This is a genomic window from Tenacibaculum salmonis (assembly GCF_041053065.1).
GTDB lineage: Bacteria > Bacteroidota > Bacteroidia > Flavobacteriales > Flavobacteriaceae > Polaribacter > Polaribacter pacificus_A.
On the sequence record NZ_JBFCVV010000001.1, the window covers coordinates 2,060,627 to 2,083,031 of the forward strand.

General features: G+C 29.7%; 18 protein-coding genes. 8 read left to right on the forward strand and 10 right to left on the reverse strand.

Annotated features, from left to right (window positions below):
- Positions 1-57 precede the first annotated feature (57 nt).
- The 8 genes from AB0T67_RS09060 to AB0T67_RS09095 all read right to left on the reverse strand — a co-directional run bounded on the left by AB0T67_RS09060 (position 58) and on the right by AB0T67_RS09095 (position 10,320).
- Complete coding sequence (locus AB0T67_RS09060; protein WP_369220041.1) at positions 58-2,025, reverse strand: protein-disulfide reductase DsbD family protein; 1,968 nt, start codon at positions 2,023-2,025, stop codon at positions 58-60.
- Positions 2,026-2,051: 26 nt separating this feature from the next.
- Positions 2,052-3,365, reverse strand: a complete 1,314-nt coding sequence (tilS, locus tag AB0T67_RS09065; RefSeq protein ID WP_369220042.1) for a tRNA lysidine(34) synthetase TilS — start codon at positions 3,363-3,365, stop codon at positions 2,052-2,054.
- A gap of 18 nt (positions 3,366-3,383) precedes the next feature.
- Positions 3,384-4,205, reverse strand: a complete 822-nt coding sequence (locus tag AB0T67_RS09070; RefSeq protein WP_369220043.1) for an alpha/beta hydrolase — start codon at positions 4,203-4,205, stop codon at positions 3,384-3,386.
- Positions 4,206-4,208: 3 nt separating this feature from the next.
- Positions 4,209-4,442, reverse strand: a complete 234-nt coding sequence (locus AB0T67_RS09075; RefSeq protein WP_369220044.1) for a hypothetical protein — start codon at positions 4,440-4,442, stop codon at positions 4,209-4,211.
- 38 nt (positions 4,443-4,480) lie between these two features.
- Positions 4,481-5,821 (reverse strand): anthranilate synthase component I family protein, encoded by a 1,341-nt coding sequence (locus tag AB0T67_RS09080; protein ID WP_369220045.1) that lies wholly within the window; start codon positions 5,819-5,821, stop codon positions 4,481-4,483.
- Between the two features lie 272 nt (positions 5,822-6,093).
- Positions 6,094-6,621: an inorganic diphosphatase gene (locus AB0T67_RS09085; protein ID WP_369220046.1), complete on the reverse strand. Its 528-nt coding sequence runs from the start codon at positions 6,619-6,621 to the stop codon at positions 6,094-6,096.
- Between the two features lie 104 nt (positions 6,622-6,725).
- Entirely contained in the window at positions 6,726-9,233 is a 2,508-nt protein-coding gene (locus AB0T67_RS09090) for a DUF5686 family protein (RefSeq protein WP_369220047.1), read from the reverse strand.
- A 103-nt stretch (positions 9,234-9,336) separates the two neighbouring features.
- On the reverse strand, positions 9,337-10,320 hold the full coding sequence (locus AB0T67_RS09095; RefSeq protein WP_193707140.1) for a pyruvate dehydrogenase complex E1 component subunit beta: 984 nt from the start codon (positions 10,318-10,320) through the stop codon (positions 9,337-9,339).
- 213 nt (positions 10,321-10,533) lie between these two features.
- Here AB0T67_RS09095 and AB0T67_RS09100 point away from each other — a divergent pair, with 213 nt between their 5' ends.
- The 8 genes from AB0T67_RS09100 to gldA all read left to right on the forward strand — a co-directional run bounded on the left by AB0T67_RS09100 (position 10,534) and on the right by gldA (position 17,479).
- Entirely contained in the window at positions 10,534-11,274 is a 741-nt protein-coding gene (locus AB0T67_RS09100) for an electron transfer flavoprotein subunit beta/FixA family protein (RefSeq protein WP_369220048.1), read from the forward strand.
- 94 nt (positions 11,275-11,368) lie between these two features.
- Entirely contained in the window at positions 11,369-12,322 is a 954-nt protein-coding gene (locus AB0T67_RS09105) for an electron transfer flavoprotein subunit alpha/FixB family protein (RefSeq protein WP_369220049.1), read from the forward strand.
- Positions 12,323-12,468: 146 nt separating this feature from the next.
- Complete coding sequence (locus AB0T67_RS09110; RefSeq protein WP_369220050.1) at positions 12,469-13,065, forward strand: bifunctional nuclease domain-containing protein; 597 nt, start codon at positions 12,469-12,471, stop codon at positions 13,063-13,065.
- Positions 13,066-13,078: 13 nt separating this feature from the next.
- Positions 13,079-14,839 carry a NupC/NupG family nucleoside CNT transporter gene (locus AB0T67_RS09115; RefSeq protein ID WP_369220051.1) on the forward strand — a complete coding sequence of 587 codons (1,761 nt, stop codon included), beginning with the start codon at positions 13,079-13,081 and terminating at the stop codon, positions 14,837-14,839.
- A 109-nt stretch (positions 14,840-14,948) separates the two neighbouring features.
- The gene (locus AB0T67_RS09120) at positions 14,949-15,773 is read left to right on the forward strand and encodes a thymidylate synthase (RefSeq protein ID WP_369220052.1); all 825 of its coding nucleotides are present in this window, start codon (positions 14,949-14,951) and stop codon (positions 15,771-15,773) included.
- Positions 15,774-15,835: 62 nt separating this feature from the next.
- Complete coding sequence (locus AB0T67_RS09125; RefSeq protein ID WP_271230807.1) at positions 15,836-16,021, forward strand: hypothetical protein; 186 nt, start codon at positions 15,836-15,838, stop codon at positions 16,019-16,021.
- 20 nt (positions 16,022-16,041) lie between these two features.
- Entirely contained in the window at positions 16,042-16,530 is a 489-nt protein-coding gene (locus AB0T67_RS09130) for a dihydrofolate reductase (protein ID WP_369220053.1), read from the forward strand.
- Between the two features lie 55 nt (positions 16,531-16,585).
- Positions 16,586-17,479, forward strand: a complete 894-nt coding sequence (gene gldA, locus AB0T67_RS09135) for a gliding motility-associated ABC transporter ATP-binding subunit GldA (RefSeq protein WP_271230805.1) — start codon at positions 16,586-16,588, stop codon at positions 17,477-17,479.
- On the opposite strand, the gene AB0T67_RS09140 is transcribed toward gldA, so the two are convergent.
- Both AB0T67_RS09140 and dnaE read right to left on the reverse strand, forming a co-directional pair.
- Positions 17,472-17,840, reverse strand: coding sequence for a hypothetical protein (locus AB0T67_RS09140; protein WP_369220054.1), 369 nt, complete (start codon positions 17,838-17,840; stop codon positions 17,472-17,474). The genes gldA and AB0T67_RS09140 overlap by 8 nt on opposite strands.
- Positions 17,841-17,843: 3 nt before the next feature.
- On the reverse strand, positions 17,844-22,217 hold the full coding sequence (dnaE, locus tag AB0T67_RS09145) for a DNA polymerase III subunit alpha (RefSeq protein ID WP_369220055.1): 4,374 nt from the start codon (positions 22,215-22,217) through the stop codon (positions 17,844-17,846).
- Between the last annotated feature and the right edge of the window lie 188 nt (positions 22,218-22,405).

The following is a 22,405-nucleotide window of genomic DNA, read 5'->3' on the forward strand; positions in this document are numbered from 1 at the left end:
ACATAAAAAAAGCCTCTTTATAAAAGAGGCTTTTTTTATGTTATATGATGATATTGATTAGTTTTTATTAAAATTATCTAATCCTGTTTTTAACCAGTTATAATAAGTTGTATGGTCAGAATATTGTTGAGGTGAATTTAATAATTCTAATTTAGGACTCATTAATACATAAAATGGCTGAGATGCTGTTTTAAAGTTTGCAACTTGTAGAGTAGCCCATTTATCACCATAAGTTCTAATTCTTTTTACTTTACCGTTTGGTTTAATAAAATCGAATTGTTCTTCTTCAGGTAATTGTCTTTCATGGTCATCTACGTACAATGAAATTAATACATAATCATCATTAATTAATGAATATATTTCAGGTTTAACCCAAATATTTTCTTCCATCTTACGACAGTTTACACACGCCCAACCTGTAAAATCTAATAAAACAGGTTTGTTTACCGATTTTGCATATGCAATACCTTCTTCAAAATCTTTAAAGCAATTTAATGATAAAGGACATTTGTTATCTTTTTTATAGATACTATGAAATTGAGGTGGAGCAAATCCACTTAATAATTTATTTTGATTCCAAAGAGGTTTTGGTAATACTCCTGGTGCTAAATAAACAAACAAAGCAAAACAAGCTCCTCCTAATAAAACTCTAAAGAAAGATATTTTACCATATTTTTTACCCATAACACCAAATAAATATAATGACATTAATAAAGCTGTTATTGCCCATATACCAATAAATATTTCTCTTTTAAATAAATCCCAATGCCCAACTAAATCAGCATTAGATAAAAATTTAAAAGCAAATGCTAATTCTAAAAATCCTAAAACAACTTTAACAGTATTTAACCATCCTCCTGATTTAGGTAAAGAATTTAACCATCCAGGAAACATTGCAAATAATGCAAAAGGTAATGCTAAAGCAAGTCCAAAACCAATCATACCTGCAGATAATTGCATTGCACCACCATCAGCTCCTAAAGAACCTGCTAATAAAGAACCTAAAATTGGTCCTGTACATGAAAATGATACAATAGCTAATGTTAAAGCCATAAAGAAAATACCGATAATACCTCCAATGTTTGAAGCTGTATCAGCTCTATTACTCCAAGAGCTAGGTAATGATAATTCATAAAATCCGAAGAAAGAACCAGCAAAGAAAACTAATATTGTAAAGAAAAATAAGTTTAACCACATGTTGGTTGAAATACTATTTAAAATTTCAGGGTCTAAAGTATCTAAATAGTGGAAAGGTAAACTTAATAGTCCATAAATTATCATTATAAAAGCCCCATATAATATAGCACTACCAATTCCTTTTCCTTTTTTCTCAGTATGTTTTGTGAAAAAAGATACTGTTAAAGGAACCATTGGAAAAACACATGGAGTTAAAAATGCTAGTAAACCACCAACAAATCCAAGTAAAAATATATTAATTAAACTAGCCTCACCATCTTCTTTAGATGATTCTTTTGTTGTGCTTTTTAATACAGCGGTATTTTTTAAGTTTAAGTTTAATGATTGTGACATAGCTTGGCTTTTGTCATCAACCTCAGTAACAGTTTGTGAAACTTTTTCACCTGTTAATGAAAACGTAAAATCCTCATCAAATGGTAAGCAGTATTCTTTACAAACTTGAGCATCTAAGTTTAAAGTAACTTGTGTTAAACTTGTATCTGAAACGGTAATTCGTTGTACTAATTTACCTTCTTCTACAAAGAAAATTTCATCTTTTCCCCAAATTTCACTAAATTCAGATTCAGTTTTACTTTCTATTGCTTTTCCGTTAAGAGCATATCCAGTTTGTCCTTCTGCAGGAGAAATAGTCATTGGTAAAGATGCATCTTCTGGATTGTATTGAGAGTATAAATGCCAATCTTCTGCAATTTCAATATCGAAAATTAAGTCATATTTTGTCTCCGAAATTTTTTCAACGACAGGTGTTATAACTATAGGATTATCATCAGATTGAGAGAAGACCGTTAAACCTAAGAATAATAAAAATAGAGTACATAATTTTTTCATTCGATTTAGTTTATAATTGGTTGTTTTTAATTAGTTATTCTTAATAATTCTGTTGTTTCATTGGATGATAAAAAGCGTCTATCTTGTCGTTTTCCTATAATCCATATAATTTCATTATCATTTGTACAAAGCAACCAAGTGCTTTCTTTTTCAAAAATTGATAATTTTTCATCTTTAAAATATTTACTAACTTTTTTCTTTCCAATCATACCTGTTGGGTAAAAATAATCGCCAGTTTCCCATTTCCTAATACTGAGGGGGTAATTTAATGAATTTTTATCAACCAAAATACAATTTATATTAATAAATGTACTCTTAGGATCGTTTTCAAAAAACAAATTTACAGGGCTTGTTATCTTAGTAGTTTGTCTATGTATTGTAATTTGTTCATTTTCAGGGGTTTTTTTTTTGTTAGTATGTAAAAGTAATAAAAAATCTCTGTCTTTTAGTAAAGTATGATAATTAGTTGATACTTTTTTACCTGATTGAGCATAAATTAACTTGTAAACATCATTCCATTCTGTAAATTTATAGTCTTTTAAAAGTTGATACAAGTATGCTTTGGGGGTAGATAACTTTAATAGTTCCGAAATATTAATTTTTAATAAATCATTATCTTTAGAAATAATTTTTGCTGATACTTCTTCCATCTTATCAACAATAATTTGTTGAGATTGTTTTAAGAAATCAGTTGTTTTATGATGGGCTTTTAATAAACTAGGGTTTAATTCTTTTAATACAGGAATTACTTGATGTCTTATTTTATTTCTGACATATTTTATTTCTGAATTACTAGCATCTTCACGCCATTTAATATCATTCTTTAATGCAAATTCTTCAATTTCTTCTCTTGAAAAAATTAATAAAGGACGGGCAATTTTTCCGTTTACGGGTGGAATTCCTGTTAAACCATCTAATCCTGTACCTCTTGTTAAGTTGATTAAAACGGTTTCTAAATTATCATCGGCATGATGCCCTGTTAAAACATAATCAAAATCATGTTTTTCTATTAATTCATCAAACCAATCATAGCGTAATTTTCTTGCTGCTAATTGTGTTGATAATTTATTTTCAGAAGCATATTTACTTGTTTCAAATCGAGTTGAAAAAACCGTGATATTTAATGTTTTTCCTAATTCTATAACTGATTTTTCATCTAAATTACTTTGGTCATTTCTTAATTGAAAATTACAATGTGCTAATGAAATTGTATGATTTAATTGCTTTAATAAATGTGTTAAAATTACGCTGTCAATTCCTCCAGAAATAGCAATTAGGAGTTTTTTCTCTTTTAAAAACGAAAAATTAGTGTCTATATGTTTTGCTAATTGTTGTAGCATTTTATTTTTTAAAGATATTTATAGTTGATTATTTAACCAATTTAGGATGTCTTGTAGCATTTCTTCTTTACATAAATCATGTTGTAATTCATGATAACCGCCTTCATAAAGTTTTAAAGTTGCTTTTTTTGTTGATTTAGCAAAAGCTTCAGAGCCTTTATAATCAATGATTTTATCAGCAGTACCATGTAATAATAACATAGGTTTTTTTAATAAAGAAGCATTTTCAATCGCCCATTTACCTGAATCGATAAAAGATAAAGAAAAATTAGGGCTAATTTTATCATGAACTAAAGGATCATCAATATAATTTTGAACTTCATTTTTATCACGAGAAAGATCATTGTTATCTAATTCATTACTCAAAGTAAATGACGGCGCAATTTTTTGCATAATCTTGCCTAATTTAAGTTTCCATACTGGTGGATCAAAAGCTAATTTTAGCATAGGACTAGTGGCGATAATTCCATCTAAATTATTTTCTTTACGAAGAGCATAATTGATAACCGCATTTCCACCCATAGAATGACCATATAAAAACATTGCTGTATCTCCAAAAATATCAGTAGCCTTGTTAATAAGTATGGTAATACTATCTAAAACAGCATCAAAACTAGGGTTATGACCTCTTTTCCCTGATGTTTTACCATGTCCAAAATGATCAAAAGCAATTACACCAAAATTATTATCAGTTAATTTTTTAGCAACATTTTGGTAGCGTCCAGAATGTTCTCCCATTCCGTGAATAATAATAACTACTGCTTTTACTGTTTCAGGTTGCCAATATTGCCCGAAAAAAGTAGTTTTATGATACTCGAAATGGAAGTCTTGATGTGTCATTTTTTATTGTTTTTGTAACCACTGTCTGATATCTTTTCTTAAAGATACTTCAGGTCTTGGTAAAGGTATTGTTCTTCCAAATTGTTTACTTCTTTTAAATTTTGAAAAAGTAATTTTATGTTGTTTCCAAGCTTCAGGATACATATCTAAAAACTTGTTAAAAAAACTTTGTTCATTTACATTTCCTTCTATTTTTGGAAGTACTGCTGCAAATTTTTCTTCTTGATCTATAATCATTAATCTTATTTTTTAGGGGTATTTATTAATATAATTATCTACTTTGAATTAAGTAAAACATATTTCATTGCTTTAGCTTTTAACAAGCATTCTTCGTATTCTTTTTCAGGAATTGATTTTGCCGTAATTGCGCCACCAACAGAAAAAGAAACATATTTTTGGTCAGAATTATATAAAAGACTTCTAATAATTACATTAAAATCAAAATCGCCATCAGGTGTAAAATAACCGATAGTTCCTGAATATAAACCACGTTTTGTTTCTTCTAAGGCTTCCATTATTTTCATTGCTGATACTTTTGGCGCGCCAGTCATACTTCCCATCGGAAAGGTATCTTTAATCAAATCAACAGGATGTGTGTTTTCTGAAATTTCAGAAACGATAGTCGATATCATTTGATGTACTTGTTTAAAAGAATAAACTTTGCAAAGTTCTTCTACTTGAACACTTCCTTTTTTTGCAGTTTTAGATAAATCATTACGAACTAAATCAACAATCATAATATTTTCGGCACGTTCTTTTTCGTCACGAGCTAAATCGAAGGCTATTTTTTCATCTTCAATAGGATTAATTAATCGTTTTGCAGTTCCTTTTATAGGTTGCGAAATTATTTTAAGTCCTTCTTTTTTTAGATATCTTTCTGGCGTTGCCGATAATACATACAGGTTTTCATGTCTGAAAAAAGTAGCAAACGGAGGTGTTGATATTTCGTTTAAATGTGAATATATTTTATAAGGATTTATGCTTGTATTTTCGGCATAAAATTCTTGACAAAAATTAGCTTCATAAATATCACCTCTATGAATATGTTCTAAAACCTTTGTTACTTTTTGATGATATTCTTCTTTATGAATTCGAAGTTTTATTTTGATATTATTTTCTTCGGATGTTTTTTTATCAGTGTCTTTTAAAGAATCAGAAAGGGGAGTAGTATTTGCATTTATGCTGATAATATCTTCAAAATCTTCTTCAATTTCATCATCTATCATTTGTAAATAATGAAATTCGACAGTATTTCCTTTGATGAAAATTAATTTTTGAGGTTGAAAAAAATACAAATCAGGAAAATGAAGTCCATCAAAATTAGTAGATTTTAGTTTTTCAACGTCATTTTTTACATCATAAGAAATATATCCAAAAATATAATCTTTGGTGTAATTTTGATACTCTTTAAGTTTATCAAAAGCATTCTGATAATCTGTTTTTATCGAAGTAAATTCTTCTGCAGCCAAACAACAATCAAATGATGAATATTCTTGTTTGTAATTATTAGAATCTAACCAAATAGCGGTTTCAAACTGTTTAGCCCAAGCAAATAATTTTTGCTTAAACACTGTTGGTTCTTCTATTTGAAAATTATGTTGGGTTCTTTTAAACATGCTACAAAAATAAGAAACCGCTTGTTAAAAATAGCATTGAATTCTTTAAACAAATATTGTTGTAAGTAAATATAAATTCATTTATAAAATATTCGAAATATAGTAAGAGTTTTTAGCCCTGATTGAAGCAATTGTTTGAGCTCTTTTTTTGATTTTTCTTCAAAAAAAAGCGAGTGCGGAAAGCGGGAAATTGCTTCAAATACTATTTAAATGATAAAAAAAAAGCCACTCAGAATATTCTGAATGGCTTTTTTTGTAAAGGTAGCTTTAAATTATATTTTAAAGTTTCCAGTAGCTTTATGTTCACTATTTTCATAGCGTTGGATACATTTATCTAAAATTTCATAAGCTTCGTCTGCGTTCCCCCAGTCTCCGATATCAACTTTTTTCTTTTCTAAATCTTTATACACTTTAAAGAAATGAGTAATTTCTTTTTGTAAGTGAGGATTTAAGTCAGATAAATCGTTATACTGATTCCAAATAGGATCTGAAACAGGTACACAAAGAATTTTTTCATCTGGACCTTTTTCATCTGCCATATGGAAAACACCGATTGGTTTTACTTCCATTACACACATTGGAAAAGTTGGTTCAGCACCTAAAATTAATACATCTAATGGGTCACCATCTAATGCTAAAGTTTCAGGAATAAAACCATAATCTCCAGGATACATCATTGATGAGAATAACATTCTATCAAAACGGATTTTTCCTAAGTCAAAATCGTATTCGTATTTATTTCTACTTCCTTTAGGTATTTCAATTAAGACATCTACTGTCTTTTTCTCTTTTGAAGTCATATATATATTTCTTTTCTTCGTTTCTAAAAATCGGATTGCAAAAGTAATAATTTATTGCTGTTTTTAAATATAAAAACAGGTTATCTTAATATTAAATTATTAAATTATAATAAACCAACATTAATTCCTATACGAATTGCAAACTTTGGAGTAGGTGGAATTATTGCGTCTTTTGGCTGTTTGTAGTCGCTTCTCCATACAGCATCAACACGTAAAAAACGTAAATTACGATAGCCAATATTTTCAAGTCCAACACTGTATTCATAGTACACTTTATTAGGAGCATTGTAGTTTATGGTTGATTTATTTATAGCTACATTTTTATCAGAAATAGTACCGTATGCTGCTCTAAAAGTAACCAAACTACGTAATTTTAATTTATTTAATAATGGGATTCTATTCATTATAAAACCATTAAAATGATGTTCTAAATAAGTAGTTAAATAAGTATCTGTTACAAAATCATAAGAGTTTAATAGCGAAAATGTGTTTTTAGATATTGATAACGTATTGTTTACAGGGATAATGTTTAATAAAGCAAGAGGTACTGTTCCAAAAGTTTTTCCAGCTTCAAAAGTAGCTTCTAAAACACCAAATTTACTTAAAAGAATAGGTTGTTTGTATTTGAATTGTAATTTATCGTAGGTATTGGATCCGTTAAAAACATCTTTATAACCTCTGCGATAGTTCAGTATTAAGGTAGGAAATATATTTTCTCCAAATTGTCTTTCAACACCAAGTCCATATACAAATCGACCAGGTGTAAAAGCAATATAAACTTCAGAAGCGGTATCGGTTACTTTTGATTGTTTATTTGTTTGTTCATCAAGATAATCCATCGAAAAATTAGTAGGGGAAGCAGATTGTATTTTTGAATGTGTAAAATTAATACCGATATGTAAATTCTGTTTTATTTGATAATCAAAATTTGTAGCTGTTCTTTCTATTTTAGATAAAAAAAAGTTGTTATTTTTTGATAATAAAGACATTGTGCCAAAATTTTGAGACAGAAGCTGTGTCGTTTTAATCCTAGTGCGACCAAGTTGTTCTATATCTTTTTGATATGTTACACCAATACTTATTCTTGGTTGGTATGATAATAAATAGCGTCCTTCAACACCATATTTCGTTTTATTATCTTTAAATCCATGGGCTACATAAGCGCCTAATCGAAAGCGATCTTCTTTTGTCTTAAAAGTTCTAATACCTAATCTTGTTCTAAAACCTTCTACTGGATTTCTTGAAAATAATGACCATAAATGACCAAATTGAATACTTGATTTTGTGTTTATATATCCACTAGAAAGGGTGTTTATTATTCCTGTAACATTTTTAATTCTCTTTTTTTCTTTTACTTCTTTAATAAATTGATAAGTTGAATTACTTTCATTATTTTCTTTTGATTTCCAATAATTAGCTTCTTTTTTATATTGATTAGGTCTTGTTTTTACAATTTTTTGGCTGTAAAAATCTTGCTTTAAAGGTTTGTCAAGTTTGTATTTATCAAAGAGTGTCTTTTTTTTGATTGTCAGTCCTTTTTGACTTTCATTTTTATCAACAAAAGTAAAATCGGCTTCATAAGTATTTTTAGTAGTAATATAAATACTATCTTTTAATACATCAAATTCTTTTTCAAATGTTAAGCCTCTAATAAAGTTTATGATAATACTTTTATGTACTGTCATCTTTATTTTTTTAATAGAAAATATTTTATCGGTTACCCAAAAATTTCCTTGAAAAGCTAAATCACCATCTCTAATAGGAAAGAAATAGATGTTATATAATTTTTTATCATTTTTAACAATACTATCGTAAAGAACGTAGTCGTAAGTAGCAAAACCATCAGTAGATAAGGGACTTACAAATGATTTTTGAAATAAAGGAATATTATTTTTAAAAACATCAATATTTTGAAATGAATTAGACATACGATTATAAACAAAACCATCAGTACCTACACCTTCTGTTTTTTCAGCCTCTATATCTTCTCTAATATTTTTGTTTTTATTATCTCCGTATACGTTCGAAATTTGTTCGTTTAAATAAATAGGGACATAAAAATTAACTCCATCGCTATCAAATTTTACTTTTTTGATGGTTTCTTTATAATCATTTTTAAATGCTTTTTTTAAGAAAGCAGAATCTAAATTATTAAGTCCTATTTCAATGGTATTATGTTTTTTGTATTGATAATAATCAACTAAATCAAGCCCGTTTTTTCTTTTTCTTTTCCAAATTTCTTTTAAAATACGATATGCAGGGTTTTCTTTTTTCTTTAAGCGTTTTTTTGGTTTAGTAACAATAATTACTTCTTCTAATTCGTTTGCCGCTTCTTTAATAATAATATTTAGAAATTTTGTTTTCTGATTAACGTTAATCTTTTGTGTTTCAAAACCGATAAAAGATATTTCTAATACGCCGTTATTTTTAGTTGTTTTTAACGAGAAATCACCCATATCATCAGTGGTTGTTCCATTAACGGTGTTTTTTAAAAAAACAGAAACAAAAGGCATTGGGTTATTAAATTCATCAACAATTTTACCATTTAAAGTAAGTTGAGCGTATAAAGTACTGACAAACAGTATAAGTAATATTGATAGCTTGTTTTTCATTCTTTTTATTACCGTAAAATCCTTTTGACAGTAGCCAAAAGGATTTTTATTTTTATTCAAATGTATTTAAAATGTATTTAAAATGTATTGAAGTAGCCGTTAATTACTTGTTAATATACAAAACATCTTTTACAGCTTTAATAACATCATTTGCATTTGGCATCCATTCTGCTAATAAAACAGGAGAATACGGTGCAGGAGTATCAGCAGTTGTAATTCTTTTTATAGGAGCATCTAAATAATCAAAAGCTTCATCTTGTATTCTAAAAGTAATTTCTGAAGAAATACTTCCAAAAGGCCATGCTTCTTCTAAAATAACTAATCTGTTAGTTTTCTTTACAGATTCTAAAATAGTTTTATGATCCATCGGACGAACTGTACGTAAATCAATAACTTCAATAGAAATACCTTCTTTAGCTAATTCATCAGCAGCTTTGTAAGCTTCTTTGATAATTTTTCCAAAAGAAACTACAGTAACATCTGTACCTGCTCTTTTAATGTCAGCAACTCCAATAGGAATGATATATTCTCCTTCAGGAACTTCCATTTTATCACCATACATTTGTTCTGATTCCATAAAAATTACTGGATCATCATCACGAATGGCTGCTTTAAGTAAACCTTTAGCATCGTAAGGATTCGATGGTACGATTACTTTTAAACCAGGAGTGTTTGCAAACCAGTTTTCGAAAGCTTGTGAATGTGTTGCTCCTAATTGACCAGCAGCACCTGTTGGACCACGAAAAACGATTGGACAATTAAATTGACCACCTGACATTTGACGAATTTTAGCTGCGTTATTGATAATTTGATCAATACCAACTAAAGAGAAGTTAAAAGTCATGTATTCAACAATTGGACGGTTTCCGTTCATTGCAGACCCAACCGCAATACCACCAAAACCTAACTCGGCAATAGGAGTATCAATAACTCTTTTTGCACCAAATTCATCCAACATTCCTTTTGAAGCCTTATAAGCTCCATTATATTCTGCTACTTCTTCGCCCATTAAGTAAATGCTTTCATCTCTTCGCATTTCTTCACTCATTGCCTCGCAAATAGCTTCTCTAAATTGTATTGTTTTCATACGTTATATTAGTAGTTGTTTTATCAATATAGCAAAAATAATAAAAATAGAAATAAGAAATAGGGTTTTTAAGCTAAACAAATCATTGTATTGCTTTTAATTTGTAATTATTAAAACATCTTAAGGTAAAATTTTTATTATGCATGCATAGTAAAATAAAAAAAAAACGTAACTTCGTAGTTCAAAAATTAAGTTTCTTAAAAACAACGATATATGAAAATATTAGTTTGTATTAGCCATGTACCTGATACTACTTCGAAAATTAACTTTGTTGATAACGATACAAAGTTTGATACAAATGGAGTTCAATATGTTATAAACCCTTATGATGAGTTTAGCTTAACTCGTGCTATGTGGTTTAAAGAAAAACAAGGTGCTACTGTAACTGTTGTAGGTGTTGGAGATGCTTCAACAGAACCAACATTACGTAAAGCTTTAGCTATTGGAGCAGATGCTGCAATTCGTGTTAATGCAGTACCAACAGATGGTTTTATGGTTGCTAAAGAATTGGCTGAAGTTGTTAAAAACGGTGGCTATGATTTAGTTTTAGCAGGTAAAGAATCATCAGATTATAATGGGCAAATGGTACCAGGAATGTTAGCTTCTTTAGTAGATTTTAACTTTGTAAACGCTTGTGTAGGTGTTGAAGTTGAGGGAACAAATGTAACTTTAGATAGAGAAATAGATGGAGGAGAAGAAAAAGTTTCTTCAACTTTACCTATGGTTATTGCTGGACAAAAAGGAATGGTAGAAGAAAAAGATTTACGTATCCCTAATATGCGTGGAATTATGACTGCTCGTAAAAAACCATTAACTGTTGTTGAACCAACAGGTGTTGTAGCAAGTACATCAACAAAAAGTTTTGAAAAACCTGCCGCAAAAGGAGCTGTTAAGTTAGTAGATAATGTTGATGCTTTAATCGACTTATTACATAACGAAGCTAAAGTTATTTAAAAAATAATAGTTAAAATCACGTTGTTATCAATAAATAAAAACTGTTATTTAAAACAGCTATTTATTATTTTAATAACCTAAAAAATATAAAAATATGTCTGTATTAGTTTTTGCCGATTCATCGGAAGGAAAATTTAAAAAAACTGCTTTTGAGGTAGTTTCGTACGGAAAAAAAGTAGCCGAACAATTAAATAGTAATTTAGTTGCCTTAACAATTAATGGAGGAGATGCTACTGAATTATATACCTACGGAGCTGAAAAAGTTGTTGAGGTAAAAAATGATTTAGCTTCTTTTAATGCAAAAGCATACGCTTCAGTTATTACACAAGTAGCCGATGCAAATTCAGCAGATACTGTAATTATTGATTCAAGTATTGATGGGTTTACTGTAGCGCCATTAGTAGCCGTTGCTTTAGAGGCTGGTTATGCGTCTAATGTTGTTGCTTTGCCAAGTAGTACGAGTCCGTTTACAGTAAAAAGAATCGCTTTTTCAAACAAAGGATTTAATAATACTGAAATTTCTACGGATAAAAAAGTAATTGGTGTTGCTAAGAATTCATACGGAGCTCATGAAAATGTAGTAAGCGGAGTTACAGAAAGCTTTGATGCTACTTTACCTACATTAGGTGTAAAATCTGAAAGTGTTAACAAAGCAAGCGGAAAAGTAAGTATTGCTGATGCTGATATCGTAGTTTCTGCGGGTAGAGGGTTAAAAGGACCTGAAAACTGGGGAATGATAGAAGAATTAGCTGATGTTTTAGGTGCTGCAACGGCATGTTCTAAACCTGTATCTGATTTAGGATGGAGACCTCATGGTGAACATGTAGGACAAACAGGTAAGCCTGTAGCTTCAAATTTATATATTGCTATTGGTATTTCTGGAGCAATTCAGCATTTAGCAGGTATTAATGCATCTAAAGTAAAAGTTGTTATTAATACTGATGCTGACGCTCCTTTCTTTAAAGCAGCAGATTACGGTATTGTTGGTGATGCTTTTGAAGTTATACCTCAATTAATAGAAAAGCTAAAAGCTTTTAAACAAGCATAATTTAAATAAAGGAACTTTCTTTTTATAGAAATTATAAATCAATTCATAATTTTTAGTAAATTGTGCCCACTTAAGTAGGTTGTCTAAATTTTGAAGCATAGCGCCAAAAATATAGACAGCCTTTTTAGTTACTTATTATAATCTACATGAGCTTAATTAAACTAAATATCAAAGGGATTTCATATAGCCAAACTCAAAGTGGGGCTTATGCATTAGTGCTAAGTGAAACCAAAGGAGAAAGGACATTACCTATAATTATTGGAGCTTTTGAAGCTCAATCTATTGCCATAGCTTTAGAGAAAGAAATTCGCCCGCCACGTCCACTTACGCATGATTTATTTAAAACATTTTCTGATAGGTTTTCTATAAAAGTTATCCAAGTTATTATTCATAAGTTGGTTGATGGTGTTTTTTATTCGAGTCTAATTTGTGAAAGAGATGGGCTTGAAGAGATTATTGATGCTCGAACTTCAGATGCAATTGCTTTAGCAGTTCGTTTTGAAGCACCTATTTTTACCTACGAGAATATTTTAGATAAAGCAGGTGTATCTTTAAAAATGGATGAAGAATTAATTATTGAAGAAGATTTAGATTCTGATGAAATAGAGTTTTCTTTAGAAGAAGATGATGATGATATAGAAATATCATTATCTGAATTACATGCACAACTTAACGAAGCAGTAGCTAATGAAAATTATGAATTAGCCGCACAAATTAGAGACGAAATAAGTAAGCGTTCTTAATAAAAAATTAAATATGAAAAAATTATTTACGCTCATAATACTTTGTTTATCAATAACTATTTTTGGTCAAAGTATAGAGAAAAAATGGCGTTTTTCATCAATTAAAAATACTAAAGGTACATCGGTAGTTTCATTAATTGATTCTACAGATGTATTAAATTTATCCGAAGGAATATTTAATTATTCCTTAATATCTAAAGATAGTTTACAGGCTTCAGGGAATTATATTCATCAAAATAATTTATTGATTTTTAATTATAAACAGCCGAGAGATACGGTTCGTTATTATAATATCAGTGAGTTATCAGATACTTTATTAATTTTATCTGAAAAAAACATTACATATAAATTTACTTCAAAACCTAAAACAGTTACTCCTGTTGCTAAGGTGATAGAAATAACTGAATTAAAAACACCAATAAATCAAATTATTCCTAGTAAAGGGTTTTCTATGCAGAGTTTATGGCGTGGTGCTTTAGGGATGATTTCTTTGTTAATTATCGCTTTTTTATTTAGTGCAAATAGAAGAGGTATTGATTGGAAAATTGTAGGGTTAGGACTTACTTTTCAATTAGTAATTGCGATTGGCGTTTTAAAAGTACCTTTTGTGCAATCTATTTTTGAATTTATAGGAAAAGGATTTGTTAGTATATTAGCTTTTACCCAAGCGGGTAGTGAATTTTTGTTTCAGGGTTTAATTTCTGATATGGATACTTTTGGATTTATTTTTGCCTTTCAAATATTGCCTACTATTATTTTCTTTTCGGCATTAACATCATTATTATTTTATTTAGGAGTTATACAAAAGGTAGTAAAAGCCTTAGCTTGGTCGTTAAGTAAAGTGTTAAAAATATCTGGTGCAGAAAGTTTATCGGTAGCAGGAAACATCTTTTTAGGACAAACAGAAGCTCCATTATTAATTAAGGCTTATTTAGAAAAAATGAATAAGTCGGAAATGTTACTCGTAATGATTGGCGGAATGGCAACCGTTGCTGGAGCAGTTTTAGCCGCTTATATCGGTTTTTTAGGTGGTGATGATGAAACATTAAAATTATTTTATGCAAAACATTTATTAGCAGCCTCTGTAATGGCAGCACCTGGAGCAATTGTTATTTCTAAAATTTTATATCCGCAAACAGAAAAAATTGTTACAGATATAAAAGTTTCTCAAGATAAAATAGGTTCAAATATATTAGATGCAATAGCAAATGGTACTACCGAAGGTTTACAATTAGCGATGAATGTAGGCGCAATGCTTTTAGTTTTTGTTGCTTTTATAGCCATGATAAATGGAGTTTTAGGCGGTTTAGGAGGTTTTGATGGAATAGAATATTTTGGATGGAAAATGACATCTCTTAATACAATTATAGAAAATTCAACAGCTTATAAAGCATTTTCATTAGAGTTTATTTTAGGATATACTTTTGCACCATTAATGTGGTTAATAGGTGTTGCTAGAGAAGATATGGCTTTAATGGGACAGTTATTAGGAATTAAATTAGCAGCAAGTGAATTTGTTGGGTATATTCAATTATCAGAACTTAAAAATGTAGCTAGTGCAACACATTTAACATATAATAAATCGATTATAATGGCTACTTATATGTTGTGTGGTTTTGCTAACTTTGCATCAATAGGTATTCAAATTGGTGGTATTGGTTCATTAGCTCCAAAACAGCGTAAAACATTATCAGAATTTGGAATGAAAGCTTTAATTGGAGGTACAATAGCATCTTTAATGTCAGCAACTATTGCAGGTATGATTATAGGATAATCATTAAAAGTAGAGGCAAAATAATAGTTAATAATTATTTATATAATTTTTAAAAGCTTCAACATTAAATGTGGAAGCTTTTTTATTTTTCAAAAATTACAAGTAACAAATGCAACAATATTTAGACTTAGTAAAACACGTTTTAGAAAACGGAAACGAAAAAGGAGATAGAACAGGAACAGGTACAAAAAGTGTTTTTGGGCATCAGATGAGGTTTGATTTAAGTGCAGGTTTTCCAATGGTAACTACCAAAAAACTACATTTAAAATCTATTATTTATGAATTACTTTGGTTTATAAAAGGTGATACAAATACTAAATATTTACAAGAAAATGGTGTGCGTATTTGGAATGATTGGGCAGATGAAAATGGTGATTTAGGACCTGTTTACGGGCATCAATGGCGTAATTGGAATAGTGATGAAATTGATCAATTAAAAGATGTAATCGAAACTTTAAAGAAGAATCCGAATAGCCGAAGAATGTTGGTTTCTGCATGGAATCCTTCTGTTATGCCTGATACATCAAAATCATTTTCTGAAAATGTAGCAAACGGAAAAGCAGCTTTACCACCGTGTCATGCTTTTTTTCAGTTTTATGTTGCTGATGGAAAATTATCTTGTCAATTATATCAACGAAGCGCAGATATCTTTTTAGGAGTTCCTTTTAATATTGCTTCTTATGCTTTATTTACTATGATGATTGCACAGGTTTGTGGTTATGAAGCAGGAGAATTTATCCATACTTTTGGTGATGCTCATATTTATAATAATCATCAAGAACAATTAGCATTACAATTATCTCGTGAAGCAAGACCTTTGCCTAAGATGAAAATTAATTCGGCAATTAAAAACATAGAAGATTTTACTTTTGAAGATTTTGAATTAATTGGATATAATCCACATTCGCATATAAAAGGTGTTGTAGCGGTATAATTTAACATTGTATGTAACATATTCTTTAGTAACTTTGTAAGAGGTGCTAAAAAAGATAAACGATGGTTACAAATATTGATGTTTTAAAAGATTCCCTTTATGAAAAAATTGAAGGAATAAACGATGAAAAAGTTTTAAAAGCAATTATAACTTTAGTAGATAGTATAAAAACAGATATTTTACAAGATGCTGTTACAGAAAAAAGAGATTTAACAAGTTATATTAAAGAGTGGGCAAAAGATATATAACCATTCAGTAAATACAATTTATGATTACAATAATTGCAGCAATAGCAAATAACAATGCTTTAGGAAAAGATAACGATTTAATTTGGCACCTTCCTGCGGATTTAAAACGGTTTAAAAAAGTTACATCAGGACATTATATTTTAATGGGGCGTAATACTTTTGAAAGTATTGGTAGACCATTACCTAATCGTACATCAGTTATAATAACTCGAAATAACGATTATTTAAAAGATGGTTGTTTAGTGGCTCATTCGCTAGAAGAAGCTATTGAATTATCAAAAGATGAAACCGATATTTTTATTATTGGAGGTGCACAAGTTTATAAAGAAGCAATTGAAAATAATTTAGTAGATAAGCTAGATATTTGTCTTGTTCATCATAGTTTTGAAGCTGATGTTTTTTTCCCAAATATTGATATGAATATCTGGAAAGAAGCATCAAGAGAAGATTTTAAAGCCGATGAAAAAAATAAATACGATTATAGTTTCGTTTCTTATATAAGAAAATAAGAATTTACGTTATTCTTAACTTATTAATTTTTCTAGAATTACAGCTGATAAAAATATGTCTATACAACTTACATCAATAATTAAAAATTACGGAACACAAAAAGCCGTAAATAGTATTTCTTTTGAAGCTAAAAAAGGTGAAATAGTTGGTTTTTTAGGACCTAATGGTGCAGGGAAGTCAACTACTATGAAAATTTTAACAGGTTTTATTCAGCCTAGCGAAGGAACTGTTTTTGTAAGCGGAATAGATGTTCTTAAAAATCCTATTGAAGCACAAAAAAAAATAGGATATTTACCTGAACATAATCCGTTGTATTTAGAAATGTATGTACGTGAGTATTTACAATTTCAGGCATCTGTTTATAAAATATCAAAAACTAAAATATCTGAAGTAATTGAAAAAGTAGGTTTAACTCCTGAAGCTCATAAAAAAATAGGGCAATTATCTAAAGGATATCGCCAAAGAGTAGGATTAGCTGCAGCAATTTTGCATAATCCAGAGGTTTTAATTTTAGATGAACCAACCACAGGTTTAGATCCGAATCAATTAGTAGAAATTCGTGAATTGATAAAAGAACTTGGTAAAGATAAAACAGTGTTATTTTCTACTCATATTATGCAAGAAGTAGAGGCTGTTTGTAGTCGAGTAATTATTATAAATAAAGGTGAAATAGTTGTTGATAAACCTATTGCCGAACTCAAAACAAGTAAAGAGCAAGTTATAAAAGTAACTTTTGATTATAAGTTAGAAGAACAATTTATACAACGTTTACCAAATATTGCTCATTATAAAAATACGGTTGAAAATAATTGGATACTTACTTTTAAAACATCAGAAGATATGCGTCCTGTAATTTTTGATTTCGCTCAAGAAAACGGTTTAAAAATTTTAGGTTTAAATACCGAAAATAAGAATTTAGAAAGCCTTTTTAGAGAGTTGACTAGTTAGTATATTTAGCTCTAAACCATACTTTTTTCCAAACTCTTTTTAAGATTAAAAAAACAACGGCTTCTACATAGTTATTAATATCGGAAGTGTCAATTTTTTGTATTATTTCTTCAGGAACATCAATAATATATAAAAGTGTTTTATAAGTATTTGAATCTGTAAGAATTAAATTTTTTATAGCATTATTAAGTGCTTCTTTTAAAGTATCAGGTGTACTTTTTTCTGAAATTTTTAAATCAGAATTTGCCAAACCAAAATCCTTAGTAAGCTGTATAATCAGCTTACTATATAAATCATTTTCAGCTATATTTATTAATAAATCGGTGCTATTTTGATACTTTTTTATAGAATTTGGTAGCATTTTTTAATTCAATTTATAATTAATATGTTGATCGTCTAAAGTTTTTAAAAAGGCATTAGTTATTTTAACTTTAGTATTTCTACTAGGTAAATCTAATTTTATTTTTTCTTCTTCATCCCAAATGGTAAAATGTAAATTTTGAGAACCTTTATTCATCGTAAATAAATGCTGTAAATCTTTTATTCGATTTTCACTTACTTCTTTTAGATGCATTTTTATAGTTACTTTTTTACACATTTTATCCATAATGTCGTGTAAAATCGAAAAATCAGTAAAGCTAATTCTTGGTTCTCCTTTTACACCTTCTCTGCTTGTCCAACCAGGTTTAACCATAGTTTTTACAAATAAAAATGAATTAGGAACTAAAAAGTGTTTGAATTTTAAATACTCTTCTCCAAAAATTCTGAATTCATAATTTTCAGTATAATCTTCAATAAAAAATGTTGCCCATCCTTTTCCAGCTTTCGAAATTCGATGCTGTACATCGGTAACAATTCCTCCAAAAGTTAATGCCATTCCTTCATATTTAGGCAAATCATTGTAATAAGAAAGTTTGGCGTTACAAAATTTCATTTCATTTTTAAAATCATCTAGCGGATGCGCAGAAATATAAATACCAACAACCTCTTTTTCTTTTCCAAGTAATTCCATAGTACCCCAAGTTTCACAAAGAGGAATAATAGGTTCAGGCATTTCTTCTTCGGATGCGCCGCCAAATAAAGAAACTTGTGCTGAGTTTAAATTTTCTTGATGTTTATTTCCAAATCGTAATACTTTTTCTATAAATTTTTGATTTTTTTCATCTTCAACAAAATATTGTGCTCTATGTGCAGTTCCAAAAGAATCAAAACCCCCTGCTAAAATTAAACCTTCAAAAGCTTTTTTATTTGCCACACGTAAATCAACACGTTTAGCTACATCAAAAACAGAATTAAAAGTACCATTTTTTTCTCGTTCGTTAATAATTGCTTTTACAGCAAGCCCTCCAACACCTTTAATAGCAGCCATTCCAAAACGAATTGCACCTTCTTTATTTACTGAAAATTTAGAAAATGATTCATTTACGTCAGGACCTAAAACAGTAATTCCAGCACGTTTACATTCTTCCATAAAAAATGAAACCGATTTAATATCATTCATATTATTTGAAAGCACCGCCGCCATATATTCAGCTGGATAATGCGCTTTTAAATAAGCTGTTTGATAGGCAATCCAAGCATAACACGTAGAGTGAGATTTGTTAAAGGCATATGATGCGAAGGCTTCCCAATCCGTCCAGATTTTTTCTAATTTTTTAGCATCATGCCCGTTTGCAATTGATTGTTTTACAAATTTAGGCTTCATTTTATCTAAAACGGCAATTTGTTTTTTACCCATTGCCTTACGTAAAACATCGGCTTCACCTTTTGTGAAATCGGCAAGTTTTTGCGATAATAACATTACCTGCTCTTGATAAACCGTAATTCCGTAGGTTTCAGATAAATATTCTTCCATTGCTGGTAAATCGTACTCAATTTCTTCATCACCGTGTTTTCTTCGGATAAAAGAAGGAATATATTCCATCGGTCCAGGACGATATAATGCATTCATGGCAATTAAATCTTCAAAAACAGTAGGCTTTAATGAGCGCATATGTTTTTGCATTCCTGGAGATTCATATTGAAAAATACCAACAGTTTCTCCTCTTTGGAAAAGTTCGTAGGTTTTCACATCATCCAACGGAAAAGTTTCAGGATCTAAAAGTACATCGTGGCGTGCTTTTACAATTTTAACGGTATCCTTAATTAAGGTTAGCGTTTTTAATCCCAAGAAATCCATTTTTAATAAACCAGCATCTTCTACAACCGAGTTATCAAACTGAGTTACATACATGTCAGAATCTTTTGCCAAGGCAACAGGTACGAATTTTGTAATATCATCAGGTGTAATAATAACACCACAGGCATGAATTCCTGTATTACGAACAGAACCTTCTAAAATTCGAGCTTTATTAATGGTTTCTGCCATTAAATCAGATCCGTTAGAAAGTCTTTTAAGTTCGTTAACCAATTCAATTTCTTCGGTTCTAAGTTTTTCGCTTAGTTGTTTATCATCTAAAGAAAATATTTTCTTCAGCTTCATTCCCGGAATTAATTTGGCAATTCTATCGGCTTCAAAAAGCGGTAAATCTAGTACACGAGCGGTATCTCTAATCGAAGATTTTGCCGCCATAGTTCCGTAAGTAATAATTTGCGCTACCTGATTTGCACCATATTTATCAATTACATAATCCATTACACGCCCACGTCCTTCATCATCAAAATCAATATCAATATCGGGCATTGATACACGTTCAGGATTTAAGAAACGCTCAAAAAGTAAATCGTATTTAATTGGATCAATATTGGTAATCCACAAGCAATATGCAACCACCGAACCTGCCGCAGAACCACGACCAGGACCAACCGCAACATCCATATTTCTTGCTTCTCGAATAAAATCTTCAACAATTAAAAAGTATCCAGGATATCCTGTTTTTTCAATTACTTCAAGCTCAAAATCTAAACGTTCACGAATACTTTCTGTAATTTCTCCGTATCGTTTTTTTGCACCAACATAAGTTAAATGACGTAAAAAATTATTTTCACCACGTTTTCCTTTGTCTTCATTATCTTTTTCATCTTTAAATTCATCAGGAATATCAAAAGCAGGTAATAAAACATCACGAGCTAGGGTGTAAGGGGTTACTTTATCAACAATTTCTTGAATATTTATAATTGCTTCTGGAAGGTCAGCAAACAACGTTTTCATTTCTTCGGATGACTTAAAGTAATATTCATCGTTGGGTAAACCGTAACGATAACCTCGTCCTCGTCCTTTTGGAGTTGCTTGTTTTTCGCCATCTTTTACACACAATAAAATATCATGAGCATTGGCATCTTTTTTATCTAAATAAAAAGTATTGTTAGAGGCAACAGTTTTTACGTTGTGTTTTTTCGAAAATTTTAAAAGTGTTTCATTTACAACTCTTTCATCATCTTGATTATGACGCATTAATTCGATGTATAAATCATCACCAAATTGTGCTTTCCACCAAAGTAATGCTTCTTCGGCTTGTGCTTCACCAACATTTAATATTTTACTAGGAACTTCACCATAAATACTACCTGTAAGTACAATGATATCTTCTTTATATTGTTCAACTACTTTTCTGTCGATTCTTGGAATATAATAAAATCCATCAACAAAAGCGATAGAAGACATTTTTGCTAAATTGTGGTATCCTTTTTTATTTTTTGCCAATAAAACAACTTGATAACCGTTATCTTTTTGACTTTTATTAGTGTGATCGTTACAAATATTAAATTCACAACCTACAATAGGTTTTAAAGGTTTTTGAGTTGGTGTTTCTCCTTTTTCAATAGCTTCAATATTTGCTGTTTCTACGGATTTATTATGATTTAAAACCGCTTGTACAAAATGAAAAGCCGCCATCATATTACCAGTATCGGTCATTGCGACTGCCGACATGTTGTCTTTTGCAGCAGCTTTTACAATATTTCCTATTTGAATAGTTGATTGTAAAACAGAATATTGTGTATGATTATGAAGATGAGCAAAACTTGCATTTTCTAATTTAGCTAAACCTTCATTAGTGCTGATGGTTTTTGTAACACCTTTTGATTTTTCAATTCTCGTACGAATTTTTTCACTTTCTTTCTTTAAGTTTAAGTGATTTAATCCTATTACTTGAATAGGAGCAGGGTTTGTGTTGTTGAAATTATCAAAGAAATCAACAGAAACATCTAATTGTTCTTTGGTAAATTGACGCAAACGAACTAATTCTAAAAAACAACGGGTTGTTGCTTCTACATCGGCAGTTGCGTTGTGAGCATCACCAAAACCAATACCAAATAAATGTTTGTGTAATTCTGTTAGCGTAGGTAATTTAAATTTACCTCCACGACCACCAGGAATTTGACACATTTTAGCGGTTTGCTCGGTACAAGTATCTAAAATAGGGAGGTCGTTTAAAATGGTATCGACACCTAAACGATGAAACTCACAACCCATAATGTTTAAATCAAAACCAACATTCTGACCTACAACAAATTTTGTTTTACTTAAAGCTTCGTTAAATAAAGCCAAACCTTCAGGAAGTTCAATTCCTTGTTCTTGAGCTAAATCAGTAGAAATACCATGAATTTGCTCAGCATCATAAGGAATATTAAATCCTTCTGGTTTTATAAGAAAATCATTATGTTCAATTAAATTACCTAATTCATCATGTAATTGCCAAGCAATTTGGGTTGCTCTTGGCCAATTATCAGTATCTGTAAAAGGTGCTTTCCAATTTTTTGGTAATCCGGTAGTTTCAGTATCAAAAATTAAATACATCTAGAAAATTTGTTTGTTAAAATGTTTTGGTAAAAACAAAGTGTAAAAATACGAAGAATTTGTTATGTTTAGTACAGAAGTAATTTGTTAACCAGCTTTTAGTGAAAGTATTATTTTTCTTATTGAATTAAATTGCTAACTAATTGTTAGGTAGTTGTTAAGTTTTTTTAATCTTATGTAATAATCAT

What these genes read in the sequence shown, in the direction of transcription:
- AB0T67_RS09060 (WP_369220041.1), bottom strand. Translation starts at nt 2,025, where the DNA reads ATGAAAAAATTATGTACTCTATTTTTATTATTCTTAGGTTTAACGGTC.
- tilS (WP_369220042.1), bottom strand. Translation starts at nt 3,365, where the DNA reads ATGCTACAACAATTAGCAAAACATATAGACACTAATTTTTCGTTTTTA.
- AB0T67_RS09070 (WP_369220043.1), bottom strand. Translation starts at nt 4,205, where the DNA reads ATGACACATCAAGACTTCCATTTCGAGTATCATAAAACTACTTTTTTC.
- AB0T67_RS09075 (WP_369220044.1), bottom strand. Translation starts at nt 4,442, where the DNA reads ATGATTATAGATCAAGAAGAAAAATTTGCAGCAGTACTTCCAAAAATA.
- AB0T67_RS09080 (WP_369220045.1), bottom strand. Translation starts at nt 5,821, where the DNA reads ATGTTTAAAAGAACCCAACATAATTTTCAAATAGAAGAACCAACAGTG.
- AB0T67_RS09085 (WP_369220046.1), bottom strand. Translation starts at nt 6,621, where the DNA reads ATGACTTCAAAAGAGAAAAAGACAGTAGATGTCTTAATTGAAATACCT.
- AB0T67_RS09090 (WP_369220047.1), bottom strand. Translation starts at nt 9,233, where the DNA reads ATGAAAAACAAGCTATCAATATTACTTATACTGTTTGTCAGTACTTTA.
- AB0T67_RS09095 (WP_193707140.1), bottom strand. Translation starts at nt 10,320, where the DNA reads ATGAAAACAATACAATTTAGAGAAGCTATTTGCGAGGCAATGAGTGAA.
- AB0T67_RS09100 (WP_369220048.1), top strand. Translation starts at nt 10,534, where the DNA reads ATGAAAATATTAGTTTGTATTAGCCATGTACCTGATACTACTTCGAAA.
- AB0T67_RS09105 (WP_369220049.1), top strand. Translation starts at nt 11,369, where the DNA reads ATGTCTGTATTAGTTTTTGCCGATTCATCGGAAGGAAAATTTAAAAAA.
- AB0T67_RS09110 (WP_369220050.1), top strand. Translation starts at nt 12,469, where the DNA reads ATGAGCTTAATTAAACTAAATATCAAAGGGATTTCATATAGCCAAACT.
- AB0T67_RS09115 (WP_369220051.1), top strand. Translation starts at nt 13,079, where the DNA reads ATGAAAAAATTATTTACGCTCATAATACTTTGTTTATCAATAACTATT.
- AB0T67_RS09120 (WP_369220052.1), top strand. Translation starts at nt 14,949, where the DNA reads ATGCAACAATATTTAGACTTAGTAAAACACGTTTTAGAAAACGGAAAC.
- AB0T67_RS09125 (WP_271230807.1), top strand. Translation starts at nt 15,836, where the DNA reads ATGGTTACAAATATTGATGTTTTAAAAGATTCCCTTTATGAAAAAATT.
- AB0T67_RS09130 (WP_369220053.1), top strand. Translation starts at nt 16,042, where the DNA reads ATGATTACAATAATTGCAGCAATAGCAAATAACAATGCTTTAGGAAAA.
- gldA (WP_271230805.1), top strand. Translation starts at nt 16,586, where the DNA reads ATGTCTATACAACTTACATCAATAATTAAAAATTACGGAACACAAAAA.
- AB0T67_RS09140 (WP_369220054.1), bottom strand. Translation starts at nt 17,840, where the DNA reads ATGCTACCAAATTCTATAAAAAAGTATCAAAATAGCACCGATTTATTA.
- dnaE (WP_369220055.1), bottom strand. Translation starts at nt 22,217, where the DNA reads ATGTATTTAATTTTTGATACTGAAACTACCGGATTACCAAAAAATTGG.